A 23,037-nucleotide genomic window follows, 5' to 3' on the forward strand; every position below is an offset into this window, starting at 1 on the left:
CCGCCGGATACGAGGACGACTTGGCCGTCGCTACATAAGTGGGAACAGCTCTAGTTCGGCCGGCTTCGCATTGCGAATCGAGCTGATCGAAGCGGCATAGAGAACCCGGCTCGGCTCACGGCGCCGCCAGCCCCGGATCCTGCCCGTTGGCCTCCAGGCTCCGCGCGACGAATCCGTGCGCCTTCGCCTGCGCCAGGAAACCTGCAAGAAAGGCCGCCCCCGCGTCCCGGCCGACCGGCAGGCCCATCGCCTGCGGGATGTCCATGAAATGTCCCGGCAGTAACCGCACCTCCTTGTGGGCGGCCGCATAGGCGGCGAGCGGCTGGTGGACCCCGGCGGCGACATCGAGCCCGTCCCGGGCGAAGGCCGTGACCGCCTCCGCCGAAGTCGGCGCCCGCACCAGGGTGGCGTGGCGCAGCGCACGGGTCAGGAACAGGTCGTAGGCGCTGCCGCGTCCCACCGAGACGCGCACTCCGTCGCGGTCGACCGCCTCCAGGGTCCGGATCGGCGAGGCGGCCGGCACCAAGTAGCTGCCGGCGATCAGCACGTAGGGGGCCGTGAAGGCGATGCCCTCGGCGCGCTGCGGGTCGATCGCCAGGAAGCAGATGTCCCAGGTCCCGGACCGGGCCGAGGCCGAGACGGCGCCCGCGCCGGGAAACGTGACGAACGTCACCGGCACGCCGAGCCGCTGCGCCAGCGCCCGGGCGAGATCCACCGACACGCCGGCCGGGCCGTCCGCCCCGGATCGGGCGAGCACCGGATTGCCGAGGTTGATCGCCGCTCGGAGGGTGCCGGTAGGGGCGAGGTCGTGCAGGGCCGCAGGGGAGGGGGGCATCGAGGCAGGGGGCATCGGGACTGGGGGCATCGGGACCGTCTCCGCGCCGGCGGGGGCGGCAGCCAGCAGGGCGCACAGGAGGGCCGCGATCCGCATGGGTGTCTCCAGCGCCGTCTCGGCGCTTGGCGCCGGCGGGACGGGACCGCTCAGCGCGGGTTCCGGTCCGTGCCGGCGGCGGTCGCCCGCCTGCGTCCGCGGGCCAGCATGTTGAGGCCTTCGACGCCGGCCGAGAACGCCATGGCGGTGTAGATATAGCCCTTCGGCACGTGCGCCCCAAAGCCTTCCGCGATCAGCGTCATGCCGATCATGATCAGGAAGCCCAGCGCCAGCATCACCACGGTGGGGTTGCGGGCGATAAAGGCCGAGAGCGGCTCGGCCGCGACCAGCATGACGATCACCGCCACCACCACGGCCACCATCATCACCGGCACGTGCTCGGTCATGCCCACTGCGGTGATGATCGAGTCGATCGAGAACACGAGGTCGAGGAGCAGGATCTGGCCGATCGCCGCGCCGAACCCGATCGTGCCGCCGGATGTCCCGGTCTCGGCCGGGCCATCGGGATCGACGCTGTGATGGATCTCCTTGGTGGCCTTCCAGAGGAGGAACAGGCCGCCGCCGATCAGGATCAGGTCACGCCAGGAGAAATCCTGTCCCAGCACCGAGAAGACCGGCTCGGTCAGGTGCACGATGAACGCGACCGTGCCCAGCAGACCGAGCCGCAGGATCAAAGCCAGGCCGATGCCGATCCGCCGCGCCCGGGTCTGCTGGTCGGCGGGCAGCTTGTTGGTCAGGATCGAGATGAAGATCAGGTTGTCGACGCCGAGGACCACCTCCATCACGATGAGGGTCGCCAGGGCGGCCCAGATCGCGGGCTGACTCGCAAGCTGGATCAGGTCGGTCACGGGTCGTGCGTCTCGCTGGTCGGGAAGAGGCGGCTGCCGAGGGCGGCCAGGTCGAACGGACCGGCACTGCCCGCCGGATCGGGAGCGTACACCCGGAGGATCTTCGGGAAGACCTTGAAGTGGGCGGGCGTGTGCGTGGTCAGCTCGCCGTCGGTGTTCACCGGCCGGGGCTTGCGCGTCGCGATCTTGATTTCCCGGGTCTGGAACGCGCGCACGTCGGCCGCGCGTCCATGGGTGCCCCGGCGCAGGGCCGGCAGCAGCGCGATCAGCCGCCACCAATGGGCGACTTCCAGGCTGTAGAAATCGAGCTTGCCGTCATCGACCGTGGCGGCCTCCTCCACGGTCATGCCGCCGCCGTAGTGGCGCCCGTTGCCGACGGAGACCTGGATGGTCGTCACCCGCTCGACCGTGCCGTCGTGCTCGATCGTCACCGTGAACGGCCGCACCCGCCGCAGCACCCGGATAGCCGCCACCGCGTAGCCGAGCACGCCCCAGGTCTTCTTCGATTCGGCCGTGAGTTCGCCCGCGAGTTCGGCCGAGAAACCGATGCTGGCGACGTTGAAGTAGTAGTGGCCGTTGACCCAGCCGAGATCGACCGGCCGCGCCGCGGCATTCGGGATGAACCGCGCCGCGGCGATCGGATCCAGCGGCAGGCCCAGGGAGCGGGCGAGGTCGTTGGCGGTGCCCAGCGGCAGGATAGCGAGGGGCAGGCCGCTCTCCACCAGGGCGGGGGCGGCCATGTTCATGGTGCCGTCGCCGCCGCCCAGGATCACGAGGTCGACGTCCTTGGCGTGCGCGCGGATGACCGCCCGGCAGTCGGCGTCCGGCGGCGGCTCCACCGGCTCGATCCCGCCCGCCCGCAGGATGCCCCGCACCTCGTCGAGGTCGAGGCCGCCGTTGCGCGCCTTCGCGTTGCAGATCAGCAGCGCCCGGCGTTGGTCGGCACTCATCACGGGCTCCGATGCATCTGCGAGGTCACCGCAATCTCGAGTCGGGACACAGGAACCTCGATGCTCAGGGCGGCGAAAGGGGGGATGACAGCCCGAAACGCGCGACAGCCAAGATTGTCCCCGACTTGGTGGTGAAAAGATCGAGCGCAACCCCGTCATCCACGCAATCCCGGGCTGGTGTGGGCCCGGCACATCGTCAGAGTCACGGGTGCGCCCGGGGAAACCGTGGAACCGCTTCGGCATGCGGGCGCGTTCTCCCCACGTACGCTCCGGCCGCCAGGAAGGCACCGATGCCCGCCACCCATCCCACCCGCCGCGCCCTCGCCCTCGGCGTGATCCTGCCGCTGGCCCTCGTCGGCGGCGCCTCGGCCCAGCAGCAGGGGGCGGGGTCCCAGAGTTCCTGGGTCGATCCGCCGGCCCGCGGCGCGCCGTCCAAGGCGCAGCCGTCTGAGCAAGCCGCCGAGCAGGCGAAGCGGGCCGTCCCGGAGAAGGAGCCCGTTCGGCAGGCCGCCAAGTCGGAGTCCGCGGACGACGCAATGCCCAAGAGCGGCGTGACCAAGAGCGGCGTGACCCCGGCCGCGGGCCCGAAGCGGGCGGCCGCCGCCCTGGAGCGCCCACCCGCCCGCGAGGCCTCGCGACGGCATGCCCCGCATCCGCGCCGGCTCGCCGACACGCCGGCGGCCGTGGCGCCGGCTCCGGCTTCGGCGGCCTCAGGGGAGCGGGCCGCCGTGGCCCGGGCCCTGGCGGCGAACTACCTCGCCACCGTCTCAAGCTCGGGCGACACGATGGTCGGCGCCGCACCGCATTTCTACGGGTCGCGGGTTCGCTTCTACGGGCATCCGGTCACCCTGGCGGGGCTGGTGGCCGAGAAGCGCAGCTTCGTGCAGCGCTGGCCCGAGCGGCGCTACGAGCCGCGGACCATCCGCACCGCCTGCGATTCCGAGACCTGCACGATCCGCACGATCGTGGATTTCCGCACCGCGAACCCCGATCGCGGCGCCGTCTCCACCGGGGCGGCCGAGCTGGTCCTGGAGGTGAGCTTCGCGGGCACGCGCCCGGTGATCGTCGGCGAGACCGGACGGGTCCTGCACCGGAGCGTCCAGGCCGGCACCCTGGCCCCCTCGCCCGGCAAGGCGTAAAGCGGCTTCCGTGCGGCGCGCGGTGATGCCGGGATCGGGTTTATGACGTCTTCAACGGTGGTGGCGGAACAGGAATCGGGGCCGGCGCGTCCGGCGCTCGACGATCCGGAGCGCGCCGCCCTCCGCGAGGCGATCCGGGCGGCGATCGCCCGGGCGCGCCCGCGTCCGGTGGCGGTTCGGACCCTCGGGCTCATGGCCGAGGCCGCCATCGTGCGCGGGGACGCGGGCTACCGGGTGCTCGACCGGCACGGCGTCGTGCGCACGCGGCCCGGCACCGGCGAGCCGCTGACGCTCGCCGATTTCGTGGCGGAGCTGCAGGCACGGCATCCGGCCCTGTTCCTGCCGCCTGAGGTGGAACCGGAGCCCGAGGCCGAGCCCGAAGAGCCGAAGGATTCTCCGATCCTGACCGGTGCCTACGAGATGAAGGCCGCCACCGCGCGCTTCGTCGAGACCCAGTCCGAGCGCGCCCGGTCGCTCGCCGAGCGCTCCTCAGTCCAGGGGCGGGCGCTGGCGCAGAACGCCGCCGGCCGCTTCGCGACCCTGCGGACAGGCCTGCAGGCCCGGTTCACCCGCCGTCCCGACGCCGCGGCGTCCGGCGCGGATCCGGTCTCGGCGTGGAACGACGGCCCGGGCCGGCTCGGCGAGTCGGTGCGCGACAGCCTGCCCCATCTGCGCGAACGGCTCGGTCTCGCCGGCGGCGACGAGGGCAGCCGCCGGCATCGGCGCTGGCTCGCGGGCGCGAGCGCGGCCGCCCTGGTGGCGGTGGTCGCGGCGGGCCTCGTCCTGGCCGGCCGCGAGCCCGATTCCACGCGCTCCACGACCGCCCCGCCTCAGGCGGCCAATGCACCCGCGACCGCCCCGCCCCGAGCGGGATCCCAAACCGGATCTCAAGCCGGATCTCAAGCCGCCGGGCCGTCGGCGGCGTCTCCCTCCGCCCCCGACACGGTCACGCCCCCGCCCGAGACCGGCGGCGATCCCGAGCCCGACACGCCGCCGCCCGCGGCGAACGCCATCACCGGCACGGCCCAGGTGATCGACACCGCGACCCTCAAGGTCGCCGGCAAGGTCGTGCGCCTGTTCGGGGTCGAGTGGGTGCGCGGCGGCCAGGCGGACGAGCTGACCCGCTACATCGGCGGCCGCACCGTAACCTGCCAGCCGGCCCCGGGCAGCGAGACGATGAACTGCCTGGTAAACGGGCGTGACCTCTCGGAAGTCGTTCTGTTCAACGGCGGCGGCCGGGCCTCCCCGGAGGCGAGCCCCGAACTGGTCGCCGCCGAGGACCACGCGCGCACCGAGCGGCTCGGCGTCTGGAAGCGCTGAGCGAGGATCGCGGCATGGCGGGCGAGATCTTCGGGCGCACCGCGGACGGCCAGACGGTCACCCGGCACCTGCTGGCCCGGGGGAGCCTGCGCGTCCACGTCATCGATTTCGGCGCGGTGATCACGGCGATCGAAGTGCCCGACCGCGCGGGCCGCAGCGCCAACGTCGTCCTCGGGCTCGACACGCTCGCGGGCTACGAGACCGTGAGCCCGAGCTTCGGCGCCGTGGTCGGGCGCTACGCCAACCGCATCGCGGGCGGGCGCTTCAGCCTCGACGGCCAGACCTACCGGTTGCCGGTGAACGAGGGGCCCAACACCCTGCACGGCGGCGACCGGAATTTCGGAAAACATCTCTGGCGCGTGGAGGCGACCGACGCCACGAGCCTTGCCCTGGCCCGCCGCTCGCCGGACGGCGAGGAGGGGTTTCCCGGCACCCTCGACGTCCGCGTGCGCTACAGCCTGCCCGAGGACGGGCTGCTGCGGCTCGATTACGAGGCGGTGACCGACCGGCCGACGGTTCTCAACCTCACCAATCACAGCTACTTCAACCTCGCCGGGGAGGGGACCGGCAGCGTGCTCGACCACGCCGTGCAGATCGAGGCCGACGCGTTCACGCCCACCGACGCGACGCAGGTCCCCACCGGCGCGTTCCGGCCGGTCGCCGGCACCCCGTTCGATTTCCGGACTCCGCACCGGTTGGGCGCGCGCATCCGCGCGGGCGATCCGCAACTGGCCTACGCCAAGGGCTACGACCACACCTTCGTGCTGCGCGGCCCCGCCGGGACCCTGCGCCCGGCCGCCACCTGCGTCGATCCGGGCAGCGGCCGGCGGCTCGACGTGGCGACCACGCAGCCGGCCCTGCAGCTCTACACCGGCAACAACCTGGACGGCACGCTGATCGGCCCCTCCGGCCGGACCTACCGCTCGGGCGACGGCGTCTGCTTCGAGACGCAGGGCTTTCCGGACGCCCCGAACCAGCCGGCCTTCCCGTCCGCGATCCTGCGCCCGTGCGAGGTCTTCCGGGCGGCCACCACGTTCCGCTTCTCGGTGGCGTGAGCCGTCACGCCGCGAGAACCAGGTCCTCCCGCATCACCGGGACGGCGGCCACCGCCGGAGCGGAGGGTTTCGGGCGCCAGGTCTCGCCGAGCGCCAGGAGCGCGGCCTTGACCGCGTCGAGCTGCGAGGGCTCGCCCTCGGCCATGCCCTCGGCGGCGGCCACCTCCTTCAGGTACTCGTCCCAGGCCCAGCGCCGCAGGATCTCGCGCTTGCCGTCGCGGAGCAGCCGCGGGTGGTCCAGCACGGCCGCCGGCGTCGCGAACACCGCGGCCGGGTTGATCAAGGCCCGTTCCAGATCCGGCAGGGCCGGGACGCCCGGCTGCGCGACCCGCGCGCCCGTCCGCCCGGGCACCACGCGGAGCGGCGCGCCCCCGGGCTGCCGCCGGTCATCCCGGCGGGCCGCGCGACTCGAGACCGGGCGCTTGCGGGCGGCCTCGGCGGGGTCGGGCTCGGCCTCGTATGCGAGGCCCTGGCGCTCCGCGTAGGCGATCGCCTGCGCCCGGGTCGGGAAGGTCAGCCGGACATCCGTGGCGAGCGGATCGCCGCCGCCGGTCCAGCCCATCAGCGGCTCGATCTCGGGCGGCGTCTCGCGCGCGAATGTGAGGATCCAGGTGCCCTCCCGGGCGCGGCCCGAGGTCTCCACGGGGCGCTTGTGGCGCCGGATGTAGGCTTTTCGGCCGGCGAGCCATGGGGCCGCGGCGACGACGGCCGGGGGATGGTTGTGTCCGAGTCCGATCACACGATCCTGAATGGTCGTTTGCATGGTTGCCTCCCTGGAGCGGCGCCCGACCGGCAAGCCGTCGGGTGCCGCCGATGGTTGGGGATGCGGCGCGGTCAGGCCGACAGCAGCCCGAGGCGCGCCGCGGATTGGACGCCGAAGCTCCCCGCGAAGGCGAGGAGGGCGGCGTCCCAGGCGGTGAGATGCGTGGCGTTGGCCGGCGGCCCGGCCCGGGTGATCGCGGCGCCGAGCCAGACGAAGCCCGACAGGCTCAGCAATCCGGCCAGCACCCAGGGCATGGCGGGGGCCGGGCTGAGGGCCGCGAGGGCCAGGCAGAGGATGACGGACGCGATCCAGCCGGTGAGGGTGGACCAGGACGCCCGCTCCGCCGCCTCGGCCGGCGGCTCGGCCCGGCTCCGCCGGAGCCGGCGCGACCACCGATAGCGGTCCTTTAGGTCGAAGGTCGTCATCGTGTCCCTCCGGGCCTCAGTTCAGGACGGCGTCCGGTGCTCCCGCGCCCGGCCGTGAGCGTCGGCCGAGCACGATGGGAATCCGCGGCTTGCGCGGCGTCGCGGTCCCGGCCGGGGCGGGCGCGCCGTCCAGCGCCTGGAGCGCGGCCAGGACGTCGTCGATCGGCACCGGCTCGGCCCGGCAGCCGGGCAGGCACCGCAGCGTCGGGCAGGATTCCACGGCGCGCGCGTCGGAGGCCCAGGAGGCCAGGATCGCCCGCTTCTCGGCCCGCGACAGGCCGGGATAGGACAGGACCTCCCGGGGGTGCCGGAACACGTCGCCCGGCGCCACGAAGGCTTCGAACGGGTCGACCGCCGTCGCCCGCAGGTTGGCCGCGGCCATCGGGCCGAGGCGCTCGATGGACAGGTCGATCGGTGTGGTTTCGATGGGCTGCATGGGACCCTCCTGTGCGTCAGCAAAGGTTGGGGCGGCCGGCAGGCCCGCTCAGGGGCGCCCTGACGGTCCAGGCCGGCCGCCGCGTCATGCGTCACTAACCCGCCGGATCGGCGGACCGCCTCAATGCGCCGTCTTCTGGGCGCCGCCGTTGATGGCGATCCGGCGGCCCCGCTCCGGCGCCTTCTCCGAGCGCGGCAGCGTCACGGTGAGCACGCCGTTCCGGAACGACGCCGCGGCCTTGTCCTCCTCGACCGGGAACGGCAGGGCGATCACCCGCTCGAAGCGGCCGTAGCTGCGCTCCGAGTAGCCGCGGGCCGTGTCGGTGTTTTCCGAACGCTTCTCGCCCCGCAGGATCAGCACGCCGTCCTCGACCAGGAGCTCGACGTCCTTCTCGTCGAGGCCGGGCAGCTCGGCCGAGAGCTTCAGGCCGCCCTCGGCCTCCACCAGCTCGACCCTGGGCCAGCCGAGGCCGCGCCCGGCCGGGCTCGCACCTGAGCCGAACCCGGTGAACACGTCGTCGAACAGGCGGTTCACCTCGCGGTGGAGCGTCAGGAACGGATTGGCCGCCTCGGTCGCCAGGGTGCTCGGCGCCGGGATGGCGGCGTTGCGGTTCCACGGGATCAGGTCTCTCACGCTCATCGGAATCTCCTTCCGTTTGGCTTCATGGGCATCTCATTCGGGCAGCCGTCGGCGGCCCGCGGGATTGCGGGTGCGCCAGGCCTGTCGCTCGCTCAGTGTGAGACCCGGGCGGTCCGCGGATCGGGCGGCCCGGGCCCGAACCGGCCGCGTTCAGGCGGCCTTGGCCTCGGTGACCTTGGCCTCGGTGATCTTGGCCGCGGCAATCTTGCCGTCGGCGATCTCCGCGGGGGCGTTGTCCTGCCCGGAGGTGGCCGTGACGCCGCCGATGGCGATGCGGCGGGGCTTCAGGGCCTCCGGCACCTCGCGCTTGAGCGCGACGGTCAGCAGCCCGTTCTCCAGGCTCGCACCCACGACCTTCACGTGGTCGGCCAGGTTGAAGGTCTGGCGGAACGTGCGGGCCGCGATGCCGCGGTGCAGGTAGTGCCGCTCGTTCTCGGGCGTCGCCTTCTGGCCCGACACGAGCAGCACCGTGTCCTGCTGGGTCAGCTCGATCTCGTCGGGGGTGAAGCCCGCCACCGCCATGGTGATGCGGTACTGATCGTCCGCGACCTTCTCGATGTTGTAGGGCGGCCAGGACGCCGTGGTCTCGACGCGCTCGGGCTGGTTCAGCAGCTCGAACAGACGGTCGAACCCGATGGACGACCGGAACAGGGGCGCAACGTCATAAGTCCTCATAACCACATCCTCCGTTGAGCAACGTGACTACAAGAGACGCCGGACACCAGGACCGGCGCCCAATCGGCGATCCCGTTTTCGGGCCTCGCACGCGCGTAACGTTTGCTGTGCGGGGTGGTTCCGCAAGAGGGGCGATTCTTTTTTTGGTGTTTTGAGATTCGGTCCGTGGGTGAGCCTCCTCTCGCCCCGCTTGCGGGGAGAGGGCCGCGACGACCTCGTCGTCGGCGCGGCGAGGCGTCAGCCGAGGGTGAGGGGGCGGCTCAGGACGCGCGCTCCGTTCTGAGCCGCCCCCCTCACCGCCGCTCCGGCTTCGCCTGCGCTTCCCGCACGGACGACGAGGTCCGTGCGGGCCTCTCCCCGCAAGCGGGGAGAGGGGGAACCCGCGCCTCGTCCGGAATTGTGTGAAGACCGTAGGCCCGCGGGATCGGGGCTACCACCGCGGGCCCCGCCAGGAGACCCTCAGCCCGCAGCCCCCTCCAAGAGAATTTCGCGCTTGCCGGCGTGGTTGGCCGGGCCGACGATGCCCTCGGTCTCCATCCGCTCCATCAGCGAGGCGGCGCGGTTGTAGCCGATCTGGAGGCGGCGCTGGATGTAGCTGGTCGAGGCCTTCTGATCGCGCAGAACCACCTGCACGGCCTGGTCGTAGAGGTCGCCGCCGGCCTCGCCGAAGGAGCCCTGGTCGAACACGGCGCCGTCGAGTTCCAGCTCGGCCGCGCCGGCCTTGCCCTTGGTCCCCTTCTCGGGGGCGCCCTCCTCGTCGTCGGCCGTGACGGCGTCGAGGTAGCTCGGGCGGCCCTGGCGCTTGAGGTGGGCGACCACGCTCTCGACCTCGCTGTCCGAGCAGAACGGCCCGTGCACGCGGGTCGTGCGCCCGCCGCCGGCCATGAACAGCATGTCGCCCTGACCGAGCAGCTGCTCGGCGCCCATCTCGCCGAGGATGGTCCGCGAGTCGATCTTGCTGGTGACCTGGAAGGAGATGCGGGTCGGGAAGTTCGCTTTGATCGTGCCGGTGATCACGTCCACCGACGGACGCTGCGTCGCCATGATCAGGTGAATGCCGGCCGCACGCGCCATCTGGGCGAGCCGCTGGATCGCCCCCTCGATGTCCTTGCCCGCCACCATCATCAGGTCGGCCATCTCGTCGACCACGATCACGATGTAGGGGAGGGGGGCGAGGTCCATGGCCTCGTCCTCGTAGACCGCCTCGCCGGTCTGCCGGTCGAAGCCGGTCTGGACGGTCCGGGTCAGCACCTCGCCGCGGGCGGCGGCCTCCGAGACCCGGGCGTTGTAGCCGTCGATGTTGCGGACCGCGATCTTGGACATCTTCTTGTAGCGCTCCTCCATCTCGCGCACGGCCCACTTGAGGGCGATCACCGCCTTCTTGGGGTCGGTCACGACCGGGGAGAGCAGGTGCGGGATGCCGTCGTAGACCGACAGCTCCAGCATCTTGGGATCGACCATGATCAGCCGGCACTCCTCCGGCTTCAGCCGGTAGAGCAGCGACAGGATCATGGTGTTGATCGCCACCGACTTGCCCGAGCCGGTGGTGCCGGCAACGAGCAGGTGCGGCATCCGGGCGAGGTCGGCGATGATCGGCTCGCCGCCGATGTTCTTGCCGAGGCAGAGAGCCAGCTTGTGCTTGCTCTCGGCGAAGTCCGTGGAGGCCAGAAGCTCGCGCAGAAACACCGTCTCGCGCTTGGCGTTCGGCAGTTCGATGCCGATGGCGTTGCGGCCGGGGACGACCGCCACGCGTGCCGAGACCGCCGACATCGAGCGGGCGATGTCGTCGGCCAGCGCGATCACGCGGCTGGACTTGGTGCCCGGTGCCGGCTCGAGCTCGTAGAGCGTCACGACCGGGCCGGGCCGCACCGCCAGGATGTCGCCGCGCACGCCGAAATCGCCGAGCGTCGCCTCGAGAAGGGTCGCGTTCTGCTCCAGGGCGTCGGCCGAGACCTGGCTCGCCGGGGAGGGGCCACGCGGGGCCGCCAGCAGATCGAGGGCCGGCAGGGCGTAATCCTCGGGCCGGACCTGTGGTGCGGGCGCCCGGCGGGCCGGCACCGGCGCGGCGGCCGGCGCCGCGACCCGCGAGGCGGTCGGCTCCGGACGGGCGGCGGCCGGCCGCTGCGGGACCTCCTCGTACGCGTCCGGCTCGTCCTCCTCCGGGGGCAGCAGGGCTGCCGCCCGGCGGGCGGTCGCCTCCGGTTTGGCCGGCGCGTCCCGGCTCGGATCCTGGCCGTCGAACGGGGCCTCGAAGACCGGCTCGCGCCGCGCCTGACCCGGCTGGGCGCCCTCGGGCAGGTGCTCGGCCCAGGGCAGGTCCGCATCCGTGAAGGCGCGCCGGGCCGCGAGCGCCGGGGAGGCGCTGTCGAACGGCTCGGCCCGGCCGGTCCGCCACGCCTCGATCCGCCGCGTCAGGGCGACGCGCATCCGCATCAGGCCCTGGGCGAGGGCGCCGACGCCCACGAGGCCGAGGCTCGGCTCGTCGGCATCCTCGCGCTCGTCGCGACCCCGCACGGACGGATGCCGGACGGGATAGGGCTCGTCATGGAAGGAATCCTCCTCGGCGGTCCCGAACCGGCAGGCGCCGGTCAGGCTGAGGATCGCCACCGCGGCGTAGACGAAGCCGACGAGGTGGGCCGCCGCCGACGACACCGCCCCCACGATCACCCGGGCCATCGACAGCAGGCCGTCCCCGGCGACGCCGCCGAGCCCGGTGGGCAGCGGCCAGCGGGCGGTGGGCGGCAGGGCGCTCGCCACCGCGCTCGCGGCGCAGAAGCCGATGATCCAGAGCGCCAGGCGCATGCCGCCCTGGGGCAGGTCGCGCTCGCGCATCAGCCGGACGCCCCAGAGCACGGGGGGCAGCACGAACGCGAGGGCACCCAGACCGAGGATCTGCATGGCGAGGTCGGCCACGACGGCGCCCGGCTGGCCGAGCACGTTGTGGGCCGGGTGGTCGGTGGCGTGGTTGAGGCTCGGGTCGTCGATCGACCACGTGGCGAGCGCCACGGTGAGCGCGACCGCGCCGGTGAACAGGACGAGCCCTCCGAGCTCCGTCAAGCGCTTGCCCAGGAAGGGGCGAACGCTGTCGACGTAGGTGTCGTAGGGCGACGCGGGACGGCGAAGCGAGCGCATGCGGGACCGGACGCGAACGGGGACTCTGACCCGAGGCTAGTCACGCCGGCCTTAACGACCTGCTAAGGTTGAGGAAGCCTGACCCGGGGTCGCGCTGGGTCCGGAGCGGGCGGGGCCGGGCGTGGGGTGGTGCAAAAACCGCCCCGCTATGGCACAGAAACCGCCATGAACATCGACGGAAAACCCTATCGCACGATCTTCCCGGACCCGGACGGCGTCAGCGTCCAGGTGATCGACCAGACCCGCCTGCCCTTCGCGTTCGAGCTGAAGCGCCTCGCCACGCTGGACGACGCGGCGGTGGCGATCCGCACCATGATCGTGCGCGGCGCGCCGCTGATCGGCGTCACCGCGGCCTACGGGCTGGCGCTCGCCATGCGGGCCGATCCCTCGATGGAGGGGATCGACCGGGCGGTGGCGGTGCTCGCCGCGACGCGCCCGACGGCGATCAACCTGCGCTGGGCGCTGGACCGGGTCGCCGGCAACCTGCGGCAGATCCAGCCGGCCGAGCGCTTCGCACACGCCTTCGCGGAAGCCGGCCGCGTCGCCGAGGAGGATGTGGCGAGCTGCCGCTCGATCGGCGCCCATGGCGGCCAGATCATCGCCGACCTGCACACGGCGAACGGCGGGCGGCCGGTCACGGTGCTGACCCACTGCAACGCCGGCTGGCTGGCCACGGTGGATTGGGGCACCGCGCTGGCGCCGATCTACGCCGCCCACGAGCGGGGCGTGCCGGTGCACGTGCTGGTGGACGAGACCCGGCCGCGCAGCCAGGGCGCGGCGCTCACCGCCTTCGAGCTCCACGGCCACGGCGTGCCCCACACGGTGATCGCCGACAATGCCGGCGGCCACCTGATGCAGCACGGCGGGGTCGACCTGTGCATCGTCGGCTCGGACCGGACCACGGCGTCGGGCGACGTCTGCAACAAGATCGGCACCTACCTGAAGGCGCTGGCCGCCCACGACAACCGCGTGCCGTTCTACGCCGCCCTGCCGTTCTCGACGATCGACTGGACGCTCCACGACGGCGTCAAGGAGATCCCGATCGAGGAGCGCGACGGCCGCGAGGTCACCCACATGACCGGCCGCCTGGCCGAGGGCGGCTTCGCCACGATCGAGGTGGTCTCTCCCGGAAGCCCGGTGGCCAACCCCGCCTTCGACGTGACGCCGGCGCGGCTGGTGACCGGAATCATCACCGAGCGCGGCATCTGCGCGGCCACCGAAGAGGGGCTGTACGGGCTGTACCCGGAGCGCCGGAAGGCGGCGTGAAGGGGGGCTTGGGAGGCGGCATGGTGTGTGTGGCGATCATGTGCATGATGAGCGCATGACTGAGCTTTTCGATCAGGCCATCGCGCGTGTCCGCGCGCTTCCCCCGGAGACGCAAGATGCGTTCGCGCGCATGCTGTTGAATCTCGCCAGCGATGAGGCCGAGCCCGTCATCCTGATGCGGGAAGAACGGGATGCCATCGCCGCATCGAAGTCGGCGGCAGCGCGAGGCGAGTTCGCGACGGACGAGGAAGTGAGGGCGATCTGGACGAAGCACGGCCTGTGAAACTTCGCTTCACCCGTCCTGCTTTGACCGACCTTGCCGCGCTGACCGAAATATATCGAGGCTCGATCGCCGGAAGGTGCCCGGCATGTCCGGCGACGGATCAAGGACGCATTGGAGCGGCTTGCAGATTACCTGATGCTCGGACAGCAAACCGACGATCCGACCATTCGCCGCCTGACCACGATCCCTTATCCTTACCTGATCTTCTACGAAGTCACGGACGCGGCCATCATCGTTCATGCCGTTCGCCACAGCGCCCGCGATCCCGGTTCGATGCCGGATGCGTGACGAATGCGGATATCGATGGCTGAGCAGACGCAACGCAGGCGAAGGCCCGAGCGATGATCGTGCTGGCCTCGCCCTCGACGAACGCCCCGCGATCAGCCTGTTCCAGGCTAGCCATGACGGCGGCCACGTGTTCGGGCTCGATCTCGAGCGAGTCCGCGATCTTCGCCATGCTGAGCATAGCCTGGGCGATGGCATCTTGATCGTCCGCCGACATCTGCCGCACGGCCGCAACCGCTTTCTCGAGTAAATCCGTCATCGGCTGACCTCCGCCTGATCCTCGAACCACGGCCCATGGCGTTGCAATCGGAGGTGGACGTCGAGAACCGCGAGGCCGTGCCTCACGGCTCCCAGCGATGGAACACCGTGCTGTCGAACGAGAAAACCGGTTCGCCGCGCTGGTTCACCCCGGTGTTGCGCGCAAACGCCAGGCCCCAGCCGGGGCGGGACGCCGAGGCGCGCTTGTCGGTGAGCTTCGTGCTGAACCGGACCGTGTCGCCCGCGTAGACCGGCTTGAGCCAGCGCAGGTTCTTGAAGCCCGGGGAGGGGCCCGATTCCGGGACCGGGCCGCGGCTCGCCGTGTAGGCGGCGTCGCGGGCGCGGGTGGTGAGCAGCCGGTTCATGTAGGCGGCGGCGGTGTGCCAGCCGGAGGCGCACAGGCCGCCGAAATGGCTGCGCCGGGCCGCGGCCTCGTCGAGATGGAACGCCTGCGGGTCGTAGGCCTCGGCGAAGGCCACGATGGCGGCGGCGCTGAACGGGTAGGCGCCGAGATCGCGGACCAGGCCGATCTCGGCATCCCGCAGGAACGGCAGGATCTCGGCATCCTCCGGCTCCGCCACCGGCCCCGGCTCGCCGATCTCCACGGGGCGCGGCGGCAGGGGATCGGTGCCGCGGCGGGCCAGCATGAAGGTGAAGCGCTGGGTCAGCACCGTCTCAGCCCGCGGGTTGCCGAGGGCGACCTCGGCCGTCACGAAGCCGAGCCCCGGCTTCGAGGCCGAGTCCCGCATCCCGACGACCCGGAAGGTCAGCGTCAGGGCGTCCCCGGGCAGGACCGGCGCCAGCCAGCGCAGCTCGTCGATCCCGGGCGCGCCCAGCGACGAGCCCCCCTTGAACGGCCCCTGCTGGAGCAGCCGCATCCCCAGCGCCGCCGTATGCCAGCCCGACGCGATCAGCCGGCCCACGAAGGTCGTCTCCGCGGCCGCCTCGTCGAGGTGGAACGGCTGGAAGTCGAACGCCCGCGCGAAGCCCACGATGGCGTCGCGGCTGACCGTCAGGGGCTCGCCGACGATGACGTCGCCGACGGAAAAGTCCTCGATCGCGGGGTCCGGCATGGCAGCCTCGTCCAGTGCGTCAGGGGAGGGGGCTCAGTTCGCGAAGCGGAAATGCAGCACGTCGCCGTCCTGCACCACGTAGTCCTTGCCCTCGAGCCGCAGCTTGCCGGCATCCCGGGCACCGGATTCGCCGCCGAGCGTGGTGTAGTCCTTGAACGCGATGGTCTCGGCGCGGATGAAGCCCTTCTCGAAATCCGAGTGGATCACGCCAGCGGCGCCGGGCGCGCGGGTGCCCTTGGTGATCGTCCAGGCCCGGGCCTCCTTGGGGCCGACCGTGAAGTAGGTCACGAGGCCGAGCAGATCGTAGCCGGCGCGGATCACCCGGTTGAGGCCGGGCTCGGTCAGCCCCACGGCTTCCAGGAACTCGGCCTGGTCGGCTTCGGGCATCACGGCGATCTCGCTCTCGATCTTGGCCGAGACCACCACCGCGATGGCGCCCTCGGCCTTGGCCCGGGCGAACACCGAATCCGAATAGGCGTTGCCCTTGTCGGCATCCCCCTCGTCGACGTTGCAGACGTAGAGGACGGGCTTGGCGGTCATCAGCCCGAGCGACTGGAACAGCTTCTCCTCGTCCGGCTTGCGCTCGACCAGGCGGGCGGGCTTGCCCTCGCGCAGCAGCGGCAGGGCGCGGTTGACGAGGTCGAGGCTCTCCTTGGCCTCCTTGTCGGCGCCCTTGGCCTTCTTCTCCAGGGCGACGGCCCGGCGCTCCAGGCTGTCGAGATCGGCCAGCATCAGCTCGGTCTCGATGGTCTCGATATCGGCCGCCGGATCGACCTTGCCCTCGACATGGGTGACGTCGCCGTCGGTGAAGCAGCGGACCACGTGGGCGATGGCGTCGACCTCCCGGATGTTGGCCAGGAACTGGTTGCCCAGGCCCTCGCCCTTGGAGGCGCCGCGCACCAGCCCGGCGATGTCCACGAAGGTCAGCCGCGTGGGGATCTTCTCCTTCGAGCTCGCGATCCGGACGAGGTCGTCCAGGCGCGGATCCGGCACCGCCACCTCGCCAACATTCGGCTCGATGGTGCAGAACGGGTAGTTCGCCGCCTGGGCGGCCGCCGTCTGCGTCAGCGCGTTGAACAGGGTCGACTTGCCGACGTTCGGCAGGCCGACGATGCCGCATTTGAAGCCCATGGATCGGTCCTAGTGTTCGGTCACGACGGCCTCGGGGCCGACCGTGAAAGGATTGAGGATGGTGGTGCCGCGGACCGTGCGGTCGTGCTGGTAATCCTCCGATAGAAGATAGCGGCACCCGGCGCGAATCGCGGCTGCGAGGATGACGCAATCCCACCACTGAAAGGCGGTCTCGGTCCGGATCGACCACGCCAGCGTGATCAGTTCGACATCTGTCGCGCCCTGCGAGAACGGTTGCAACTCCGTCGTCATGCGCCGCAGCTCCGCGCCCTCCACGACGACCTTCCTGCGCAGGATCGCGTTGTGGATTTCGCCGAGCACCTGCGGGCTCACCACGAGGGCCTCGCGAGCCGCGAGCGTGGCGAGCCAGTGCGTCGCCGTGCGTTGCTTATCCGGAAAGCGGTCGTCTCGGGCATACAGGAAAACGTTCGTATCGACGAAGACAAGATCAGTCGTCATCGTACAGTTGGTCTCGTGTCGGAGCCTTCCCGTTTTCGTCCAGAACGTGGAGGGGCGGCCCGGCTAGGAAGCGTTCGAGCGCCTCCCGCTGCGTCAGCGGCCGGCCGACGCGCTGCTCGACGGCTTCGGCGACGAACCGCGACAGGCTCTTGCCGTCGCGCGCGGCGGCGACACGCGCCCGCTGCAGCAGGGCCTCGCTCATCGTCACGGTGACGTTCTTCATCGCAGCCTCCGCCGCCTATATCGTGTCCTCGTGTTTTCGTGTCAATTTTTGGAACCCAGCGTCTTCACCGCGTCCCAGCCCCGGCCGGCCATGGCGAGATGGACCTTGTTCTGGAAGCTCGCATCCTCGCCCGCCGCCAGCAGGCCGACGTGGTCGGCCACCGCGTGGCAGAGATCCTCGACCCAGGGCAATTCGGCTTTGCCGAAATCGTTGAGCACGTAGGCGTGCACCTGCGCCTTGTCGCCGGGATGGCCGATGCCGAGCCGCACCCGGCGGTAGTCGTTGCCGCATTGGGCGGTGATCGAGCGCAGGCCGTTATGGCCGGCATTGCCGCCGCCCAGCTTCACCCGGAGCTTGGCCGGGGCGAGGTCGAGTTCGTCGTGCAGCACGATCACGTCGCTCAAGGGGATCTTGTAGAAGCGCTGCGCCTCCGAGACCGAGCGCCCGGACTCGTTCATGAAGGTCGAGGGCTTGAGCAGGATCGCCCGCTCGGTGCCCAGCACGACCTCGGCAGCCTCGCCCTGGAAGCGGTGCCGGAACGGGCTCGCCCGGTGCTGGCGGGCGATCGCGTCGATGGCCAGGAAACCGATATTGTGCCGGTTGTTCGCGTAGCGCGAACCCGGGTTTCCGAGGCCGACGATCAACCGCATGGCAGGGTTCCTGGCGCGATCCGGTTCATACCCGCTCACGGGGCATCCATTGCGGGGCGGTCTGTGGCACGCTTCCCCGCGCGACGCATCCCCGCTCCTAGGCGCGCGCGGCGCGTCAGGGTGTGGTGTCCTCCGACCGGAGTTATCATGGAGCCGCAGCCATCAGACGGCTCAACCGGTCAAGGAATTGGCTGGTTCGATCGCGGTGGGGACCGTCCCGCGTCACGATCAATTGCACCACGACGAGATGTTTGGCCGGTATGATCGCGAGTTTCTGCCCGCCGTAACCGGACGCCAACGCCGCACCGGGACCAAAGCGATCCTCGGGGAGGATCCACCAGAGGTAGCCGTAGCCCAGTGGGTCATGATCGGTGCCTGAATGAATGCTCGTCGAATTCTTGACCCAAGACGCGGGGATGACTGGCCTATCCTTCCATCGGCCGCCGTCGAGGATGAGCTGGCCGAAACGTGCCAAGTCGCGGGCGGTGAGATCGAACCGGTATGCCGGGTGCCGGGATGTCGGCGCGCCGACGGAGCGCCCGTCCGAGGCGGAAAAGTCTTCCATTCCGATGGGGGCGGCGATGCGCTTGGCGAAGCCGTCGAAGATGGTCTCGCCTGCGGCCTGGCGATAGATTGAGCCGAGGGCGTTGAAATCCCAGTTGTTGTAGTACCAGAACGCCCCTGGAGCGTGGCTGCCACGTGGGGGACGCTTGCGACGCATGTCGGCGGTTTCATACGCGGCCGCGTGATAGACGCCGGATCGCGACATCAGGAGATCCCGCACCGTCGCGCGTTTTTCGGCGACGGTCAGCGCCGGCTCGTCGTCGATGCCGAGTTCGGCGAGCGTCTGCGTCAGGCTGATCTTTCCGTCCGCGACAAGGCTTCCGTACAGGGCGCTCAGCAGACTTTTTCGAATGGACGCAACATTGACCTTGCGCGACGTGTCACCCCAAGCGCCGACGATGCTGCCGTCTTGAACGACCAGAAACGCCGTGACGGCCTCGTTGTGAAGGTCTGTGGCGAGCGTGCTCAGCGTATCGTTCCTCCATCCGGAGGTCTTCGGCTCCTTGAGCGTCCAAGTTTGTGCAGCCGCGCTATGCGAGGCCATCAAGGTTGCAAACAATCCGAGGAGGAACACAAATTTTTGGGCTAAGTACTTGATCATAATAAACGTGCAAATTTGCGCATGGTATTTATTTTGAACATGATGATCGATTTGTTCGATGTAGGGGCCATCAGGCATCGTAAAAAAGTCGCTCGTAATCTGAGATTACAGCAACAGGTTAACCGAGAGTCACCGATGCTTATGCATCGACCCACTGCTCGATTCCGGAAAGGGCGGGTCGATCAATCCAGCCGAAGCCCGGCATTCCCAACAAATCCGATCCCTCTCGTGCGCCAGCGCACGGCATCGGTCGAACCGGCGGCAGAGTATCCACGTTGAGAGGTCACATTCGGCCAAGCAAAGCCCGAGCGATCAAGACCGCCGCACCGACGATCTTCCTCACCCGACACGGTTGACCGGATCACTTCCCGTCGCAGTCAGACGCAGACACGAGGAGATCGTCATGAATAGTCGCATGCTCGCCGCCGCCGCCCTGTTCGCCGCCGCGGCCACGCCGGCCCTGGCGCAGGGGCTGGACTCGAAGCATTCGCCATACCCGGCCTCCGCCTATTCGGGCTGGGTCGGCAACGGGAACCTGATGCAGCAGGATCGGACCCCGTCCGCGCGGGCCTTCGCCTATCGCTACGCCGGCCCGCATGCCGGCGGCCCGGCCAACGCCCTGCCGCGGTACTGAGGCCGGGGGGCGCCGCCCGTCAGCGTACCGGGACGGCCCGCTCGTCCCGCGCGCCGACGCCGGCTTCCGGCCCCACGCCATCGATCGCCCGCAACTCGCCCGGCCGCAGGGTACCGCTCAGGAGATCGACCTGGCTCACGAGGCGGGCGAGCGATTGCCCCCGATCGAGGACCGGCCGCTCGGGCAGCGGCCGGTCGTCGCCGAGCGCCGCCAGTGTGGCGGCGATCCAGGCCCGCCAGGCCCCCGCCTCGGGGGCGCCGGCCTCGGGCGCGTGGCGCAGCACAGACAGCCGGGCGCTGATCCGGCGCAGGGTCGCATCCGCCACCATGGCGGCCTCGACCTCCGGATGGCTGCCGGCCCGGGGTTGCTGCAGGGCCCGGGACAGGGCGGCCTCCAGGTCGTTGAGGGCGAGGCCGGCCGTGCGGGCCCGGGCGGGCACGACGGCGTCGCGGGCCTCGCCGGGGAGGCTGAGCAGCACCGCCTCGGCGAAGCCGGCATGGGCCTTCAGCGCCCGCCGCAACTCCTGGCGGACTTGGTCCGGCTCCCAGATCGGCCAGAGCAGGAGGCAGCTCGCCACCGCGATCAGCCCGCCCAGCACGGTGAAGCCGGCGCGCATGCCGACGATCTCCCAGGAGCTGTGGCCGGGCTCCAGCAATTCGACCAGCAGCACCACCAGCGGGGTCAGGCAGGTGACGAAGAAGCCGTAGGAGATCTGGCGCGCCGCGAACCCGACGACGCTGAGCACGAGGATCAGCCCGGCCTCCACCAGCGGGGTTGTGGCGTAGTAGGCCAGCACCGCCCCCGCGAGGCCGCCGAGCACCGTGCCGCCGATCCGCTCCAGCGCCCGCTGCCAGGTCGCGGCGTAGAACGGCTGCATGGTCAGCACCACGGTCATCACCAGCCAGTGCGTGAACGCGCCGGCATAGGTCAGGGTCGCGGCCAGCGCCGGCGCCGCGACCGCGGTGGCCCGCAGGGCGTGCCGGAGGTTCGGCGAGGCCGGGGTGAAGTTCTGCCGCAGCGGCTCCCAATAGCGGGTCCAGCGGTCGAGGCTGCGGCCGTCCGTGAGGGTGCCGCCGGGCCGATAGCCCTCCGGGGTCGACAGCTTGGCGCCCATCCGGACGCGCCCGACGATCCGGTCTGCCAGCCGCGCCAGGGTCGGATCCTCCGACAGGTCCTCGGCCGCCCGGGCGATGGAGCGCTCCAGCCGGGCGAGATCGAGGCTGGCATCGTCGCGGATCGCCCGGGCGATGGTGACCAGGAGCGGGCGCAGGCGCCGGAGGAAGGTCTTGGCCAGGGCCCGGCGGCGGGCATCGGGGCGGCTGTCGATCAGCTCCGCCACGGCGATCAGCGCCGAGAAGATCTGCTCGGCGCTCTCCAGGCGCAGCAGCGCCTGGGCGGTGCGCTCGGAGACGCGCTCCCGGGAGCGGGCGAGGTCGAGGATCATGGTGCGGGCGGCCTCGATGCTCGCGCGCACGCCCCGCCGGTGGCCGCGTGCATGTCCGTCGAACGCGTCCGCGTCGGGATCGGGCAGGGCGACGAGCCGCTCGAGGTCGCCGCAGAGCCGCGCCAGGCCGTGCCAGACCTCGGCCACCGCCCGGTGCGCCGGCCGGTACGGGTGAAGGCGCCAGATCACCAGGGCGAGCAGCGTCGCCCAGAGCCCGCCGGCCGCGAACATCAGCGCCACGATCCCGGCCTGCTCCAGGGTCAGCGGCCGGTCGAGGGCGATGCACAGGACGACCACCAGCACGTTCCCGGCCGATTGCGCCTGCACGCTCCAGACCCGGACGTAGGAGCACGCGAAGATCAGCGCGCAGGAGATCGGCACCACCACCAGCAGCCCCAGGGGCTGCAGCAGGCCGAGGCCCGCCCAGAGCAGGCCGCCGAGCAGCGAGAACGCGGTCAGCACGCGCAGGCGCGCCCGCATCGGACCGCCATTGTCGCAGAAACACGCGAGGTTGGCGGCAAGCGCCATGGTGAGCAGCGGCGGCCACTGCACCCAGATGTTGATCAGGATCACGACGCCGAACGCGAAGGCCGCGCGCACGCCCTCGACAAGCCGGACGTTGCGCAGGTCCAGGCCGGTGGGCAGGCGCCGCAGATCCGCCCCGGGCCGGCCGAGGCTGCCCCGGCCGGCACTCCGGCGGCGCCGGGCGCGCCCGGGGGGCGATGCGGAGGGACTCGGGCGCGACAAGCTCGGACTCCTGTGCGGGCGCTGGGCCCCGGCATGAACCGCGCCCCGACCTGTCCGGATCCGCCCCGCGCCGCAACCCTGCCCTGCCGCGCCGGGGCGAGGGAACGCGCGCGCTGCCACGCCGACCGGCTCCCCCCTCGGGGCGTCCCGGACCGGCCGCAGACGCTTGACCCTCGGCCAAGCCCGTGGCTTCTGGAGCCGCTGGCACCTCAGACTCCGTAGCTCAGCTGGATAGAGCAGCCGCCTTCTAAGCGGCAGGTCGTTGGTTCGAGCCCAACCGGGGTCGCCAGAAATTCACCCGCCCAGTCAATGACTTGGCGGGTTTTCTTGGCCGGTATCCTGCAGCCTAAGCGCGCAACACGTAGCAACACGGGTCGTTGTTTTACAAAGGCTTACAACTTGAGCCGAGGCGCTTGCGGGTGCTCCACGCAACACGGATGCAACACGAAAGGCATGTCTGTACGCCTCAGCGTGAGCCTCTACGAGCGGCCGACCACATGTCCCAAACCTGAGCGTTATGCCTTGCAGCCGCCGTCGTCACCGCTAGCTGGCGGAACGACCGGCACAGTCCGGTGTCCGAAGCCGGAGAGTCTGATGCGTGTTCTGATGGTGGGCTATGAGCCTGACTCGGTCGATTTCTCGGACCCAGCTCTCCCGCCCGGACTAAATGCCGAGAAGATCCACCATGGGATCGAGGTGGCGCTTAAGGATATGCGCGACCGCGGCTGGACGGCTGAGCAGTGCTTCATACAACCGGACGATCAAGCCGGCCCGATCCTGCGGCAGATGCTCACTTCCGGCTCCTATGACTGTCTCGTGATCGGCGCCGGCGTGCGTTCCTGGCCACGGCACCTGGCGGTATTCGAAGTCCTCATCAACGTAGCTCGGGAGACTGCGCCGACAGTTCCGATCGCCTTCAACACGCGGCCTGAGGATAGCGGTAATGCCGTCGAGCGGGTGTGCAGCAGGCATCGGATCTGACCGTACGCCGCCGCCCATACTTCACCGCCGCCCGACCGGCACGACAGTGTCAAAAAACGCGAAGGTTATAGCCATCATAACAACAGACCTCAGGATCAAAAGGGATCTGCTGGATCTTCTCTGACGCTTGGCGGACTATGCTGGAGCACGACGGCTCGCTGAGA

At 70.7% G+C, this 23,037-nt stretch carries 25 protein-coding genes and 1 tRNA gene; 9 read left to right on the forward strand and 17 right to left on the reverse strand.

Annotation, left to right across the window (positions count from 1 at the left end; translation table 11 throughout):
* Nucleotides 1-115: 115 nt before the first annotated feature.
* The 3 genes from MFF40_RS24860 to MFF40_RS24870 are packed head-to-tail and all read right to left on the reverse strand — an operon-like array spanning nt 116 to nt 2,690.
* On the reverse strand, nt 116-931 hold the full coding sequence (locus tag MFF40_RS24860) for an ABC transporter substrate-binding protein (RefSeq protein ID WP_238262651.1): 816 nt from the start codon (nt 929-931) through the stop codon (nt 116-118).
* 50 nt (nt 932-981) lie between these two features.
* Complete coding sequence (locus MFF40_RS24865; protein WP_147857387.1) at nt 982-1,740, reverse strand: TerC family protein; 759 nt, start codon at nt 1,738-1,740, stop codon at nt 982-984.
* Nucleotides 1,737-2,690, reverse strand: coding sequence for a lipid kinase (locus tag MFF40_RS24870; RefSeq protein WP_238262653.1), 954 nt, complete (start codon nt 2,688-2,690; stop codon nt 1,737-1,739). The genes MFF40_RS24865 and MFF40_RS24870 overlap by 4 nt, the downstream gene beginning before the upstream one ends.
* A 290-nt stretch (nt 2,691-2,980) precedes the next feature.
* On the opposite strand from MFF40_RS24870, the gene MFF40_RS24875 reads away from it, so the two are divergent.
* Genes MFF40_RS24875 through MFF40_RS24885 form a run of 3 tightly spaced genes read left to right on the forward strand, consistent with a single transcriptional unit; the run spans nt 2,981 to nt 6,204 of the window.
* On the forward strand, nt 2,981-3,829 hold the full coding sequence (locus MFF40_RS24875) for a hypothetical protein (protein ID WP_238262655.1): 849 nt from the start codon (nt 2,981-2,983) through the stop codon (nt 3,827-3,829).
* Between the two features lie 42 nt (nt 3,830-3,871).
* On the forward strand, nt 3,872-5,149 hold the full coding sequence (locus MFF40_RS24880) for a thermonuclease family protein (protein WP_238262657.1): 1,278 nt from the start codon (nt 3,872-3,874) through the stop codon (nt 5,147-5,149).
* A gap of 14 nt (nt 5,150-5,163) precedes the next feature.
* Nucleotides 5,164-6,204, forward strand: a complete 1,041-nt coding sequence (locus MFF40_RS24885) for an aldose epimerase family protein (RefSeq protein ID WP_238262659.1) — start codon at nt 5,164-5,166, stop codon at nt 6,202-6,204.
* Between the two features lie 4 nt (nt 6,205-6,208).
* On the opposite strand, the gene MFF40_RS24890 is transcribed toward MFF40_RS24885, so the two are convergent.
* The 6 genes from MFF40_RS24890 to MFF40_RS24915 form a co-directional block, all read right to left on the reverse strand.
* Nucleotides 6,209-6,967, reverse strand: coding sequence for an NADH dehydrogenase ubiquinone Fe-S protein 4 (locus MFF40_RS24890; protein WP_238262661.1), 759 nt, complete (start codon nt 6,965-6,967; stop codon nt 6,209-6,211).
* A 71-nt stretch (nt 6,968-7,038) separates the two neighbouring features.
* The gene (locus tag MFF40_RS24895; RefSeq protein WP_147897721.1) at nt 7,039-7,392 is read right to left on the reverse strand and encodes a hypothetical protein; all 354 of its coding nucleotides are present in this window, start codon (nt 7,390-7,392) and stop codon (nt 7,039-7,041) included.
* Between the two features lie 16 nt (nt 7,393-7,408).
* A complete protein-coding gene (locus MFF40_RS24900; protein ID WP_147897722.1) occupies nt 7,409-7,828 on the reverse strand; it encodes a hypothetical protein in 420 nt (139 codons plus the stop codon).
* Between the two features lie 120 nt (nt 7,829-7,948).
* Entirely contained in the window at nt 7,949-8,467 is a 519-nt protein-coding gene (locus MFF40_RS24905; protein WP_147897723.1) for an Hsp20/alpha crystallin family protein, read from the reverse strand.
* 150 nt (nt 8,468-8,617) lie between these two features.
* Nucleotides 8,618-9,142, reverse strand: coding sequence for an Hsp20 family protein (locus tag MFF40_RS24910; RefSeq protein ID WP_147856727.1), 525 nt, complete (start codon nt 9,140-9,142; stop codon nt 8,618-8,620).
* 459 nt (nt 9,143-9,601) lie between these two features.
* Entirely contained in the window at nt 9,602-12,274 is a 2,673-nt protein-coding gene (locus tag MFF40_RS24915) for a DNA translocase FtsK (protein ID WP_238262663.1), read from the reverse strand.
* 165 nt (nt 12,275-12,439) lie between these two features.
* Here MFF40_RS24915 and mtnA point away from each other — a divergent pair, with 165 nt between their 5' ends.
* From mtnA to MFF40_RS24930, 3 genes are all read left to right on the forward strand, one after another.
* Nucleotides 12,440-13,540: an S-methyl-5-thioribose-1-phosphate isomerase gene (mtnA, locus tag MFF40_RS24920; RefSeq protein WP_147855356.1), complete on the forward strand. Its 1,101-nt coding sequence runs from the start codon at nt 12,440-12,442 to the stop codon at nt 13,538-13,540.
* Between the two features lie 55 nt (nt 13,541-13,595).
* Entirely contained in the window at nt 13,596-13,823 is a 228-nt protein-coding gene (locus MFF40_RS24925; RefSeq protein ID WP_147855355.1) for a hypothetical protein, read from the forward strand.
* A gap of 99 nt (nt 13,824-13,922) precedes the next feature.
* Entirely contained in the window at nt 13,923-14,111 is a 189-nt protein-coding gene (locus MFF40_RS24930) for a type II toxin-antitoxin system RelE/ParE family toxin (protein ID WP_238262706.1), read from the forward strand.
* On the opposite strand, the gene MFF40_RS24935 is transcribed toward MFF40_RS24930, so the two are convergent.
* The 7 genes from MFF40_RS24935 to MFF40_RS24965 form a co-directional block, all read right to left on the reverse strand.
* Nucleotides 14,053-14,367 (reverse strand): hypothetical protein, encoded by a 315-nt coding sequence (locus MFF40_RS24935; RefSeq protein ID WP_147855354.1) that lies wholly within the window; start codon nt 14,365-14,367, stop codon nt 14,053-14,055. The two genes, MFF40_RS24930 and MFF40_RS24935, sit on opposite strands and share 59 nt — an antisense overlap.
* Nucleotides 14,368-14,449: 82 nt before the next feature.
* Nucleotides 14,450-15,439, reverse strand: coding sequence for a MaoC/PaaZ C-terminal domain-containing protein (locus MFF40_RS24940; RefSeq protein ID WP_147855353.1), 990 nt, complete (start codon nt 15,437-15,439; stop codon nt 14,450-14,452).
* 33 nt (nt 15,440-15,472) lie between these two features.
* Nucleotides 15,473-16,570 (reverse strand): redox-regulated ATPase YchF, encoded by a 1,098-nt coding sequence (ychF, locus tag MFF40_RS24945; RefSeq protein ID WP_147855352.1) that lies wholly within the window; start codon nt 16,568-16,570, stop codon nt 15,473-15,475.
* 9 nt (nt 16,571-16,579) lie between these two features.
* Complete coding sequence (locus MFF40_RS24950) at nt 16,580-17,029, reverse strand: PIN domain-containing protein (protein WP_147855351.1); 450 nt, start codon at nt 17,027-17,029, stop codon at nt 16,580-16,582.
* Nucleotides 17,019-17,252 (reverse strand): hypothetical protein, encoded by a 234-nt coding sequence (locus tag MFF40_RS24955; RefSeq protein ID WP_092045367.1) that lies wholly within the window; start codon nt 17,250-17,252, stop codon nt 17,019-17,021. Before MFF40_RS24955 ends, MFF40_RS24950 begins: the two co-directional genes overlap by 11 nt.
* 41 nt (nt 17,253-17,293) lie before the next feature.
* Nucleotides 17,294-17,902: an aminoacyl-tRNA hydrolase gene (gene pth, locus MFF40_RS24960; RefSeq protein ID WP_147855350.1), complete on the reverse strand. Its 609-nt coding sequence runs from the start codon at nt 17,900-17,902 to the stop codon at nt 17,294-17,296.
* Between the two features lie 145 nt (nt 17,903-18,047).
* Nucleotides 18,048-19,145 carry a serine hydrolase domain-containing protein gene (locus tag MFF40_RS24965; protein ID WP_238262665.1) on the reverse strand — a complete coding sequence of 366 codons (1,098 nt, stop codon included), beginning with the start codon at nt 19,143-19,145 and terminating at the stop codon, nt 18,048-18,050.
* Between the two features lie 325 nt (nt 19,146-19,470).
* Between MFF40_RS24965 and MFF40_RS24970 the strand changes: the two genes are divergently transcribed.
* Nucleotides 19,471-19,701: a hypothetical protein gene (locus MFF40_RS24970; protein WP_147855349.1), complete on the forward strand. Its 231-nt coding sequence runs from the start codon at nt 19,471-19,473 to the stop codon at nt 19,699-19,701.
* Between the two features lie 19 nt (nt 19,702-19,720).
* On the opposite strand, the gene MFF40_RS24975 is transcribed toward MFF40_RS24970, so the two are convergent.
* A complete protein-coding gene (locus tag MFF40_RS24975; protein ID WP_238262667.1) occupies nt 19,721-21,892 on the reverse strand; it encodes an FUSC family protein in 2,172 nt (723 codons plus the stop codon).
* Nucleotides 21,893-22,104: 212 nt separating this feature from the next.
* Between MFF40_RS24975 and MFF40_RS24980 the strand changes: the two genes are divergently transcribed.
* Nucleotides 22,105-22,181: transfer RNA gene (locus MFF40_RS24980), tRNA-Arg, on the forward strand.
* A 305-nt stretch (nt 22,182-22,486) separates the two neighbouring features.
* Nucleotides 22,487-22,873: a hypothetical protein gene (locus MFF40_RS24985; protein ID WP_238262669.1), complete on the forward strand. Its 387-nt coding sequence runs from the start codon at nt 22,487-22,489 to the stop codon at nt 22,871-22,873.
* Nucleotides 22,874-23,037: the final 164 nt, after the last annotated feature.

Source organism: Methylobacterium mesophilicum (assembly GCF_022179445.1).
GTDB classification, from domain to species: Bacteria; Pseudomonadota; Alphaproteobacteria; order Rhizobiales; family Beijerinckiaceae; genus Methylobacterium; species Methylobacterium mesophilicum.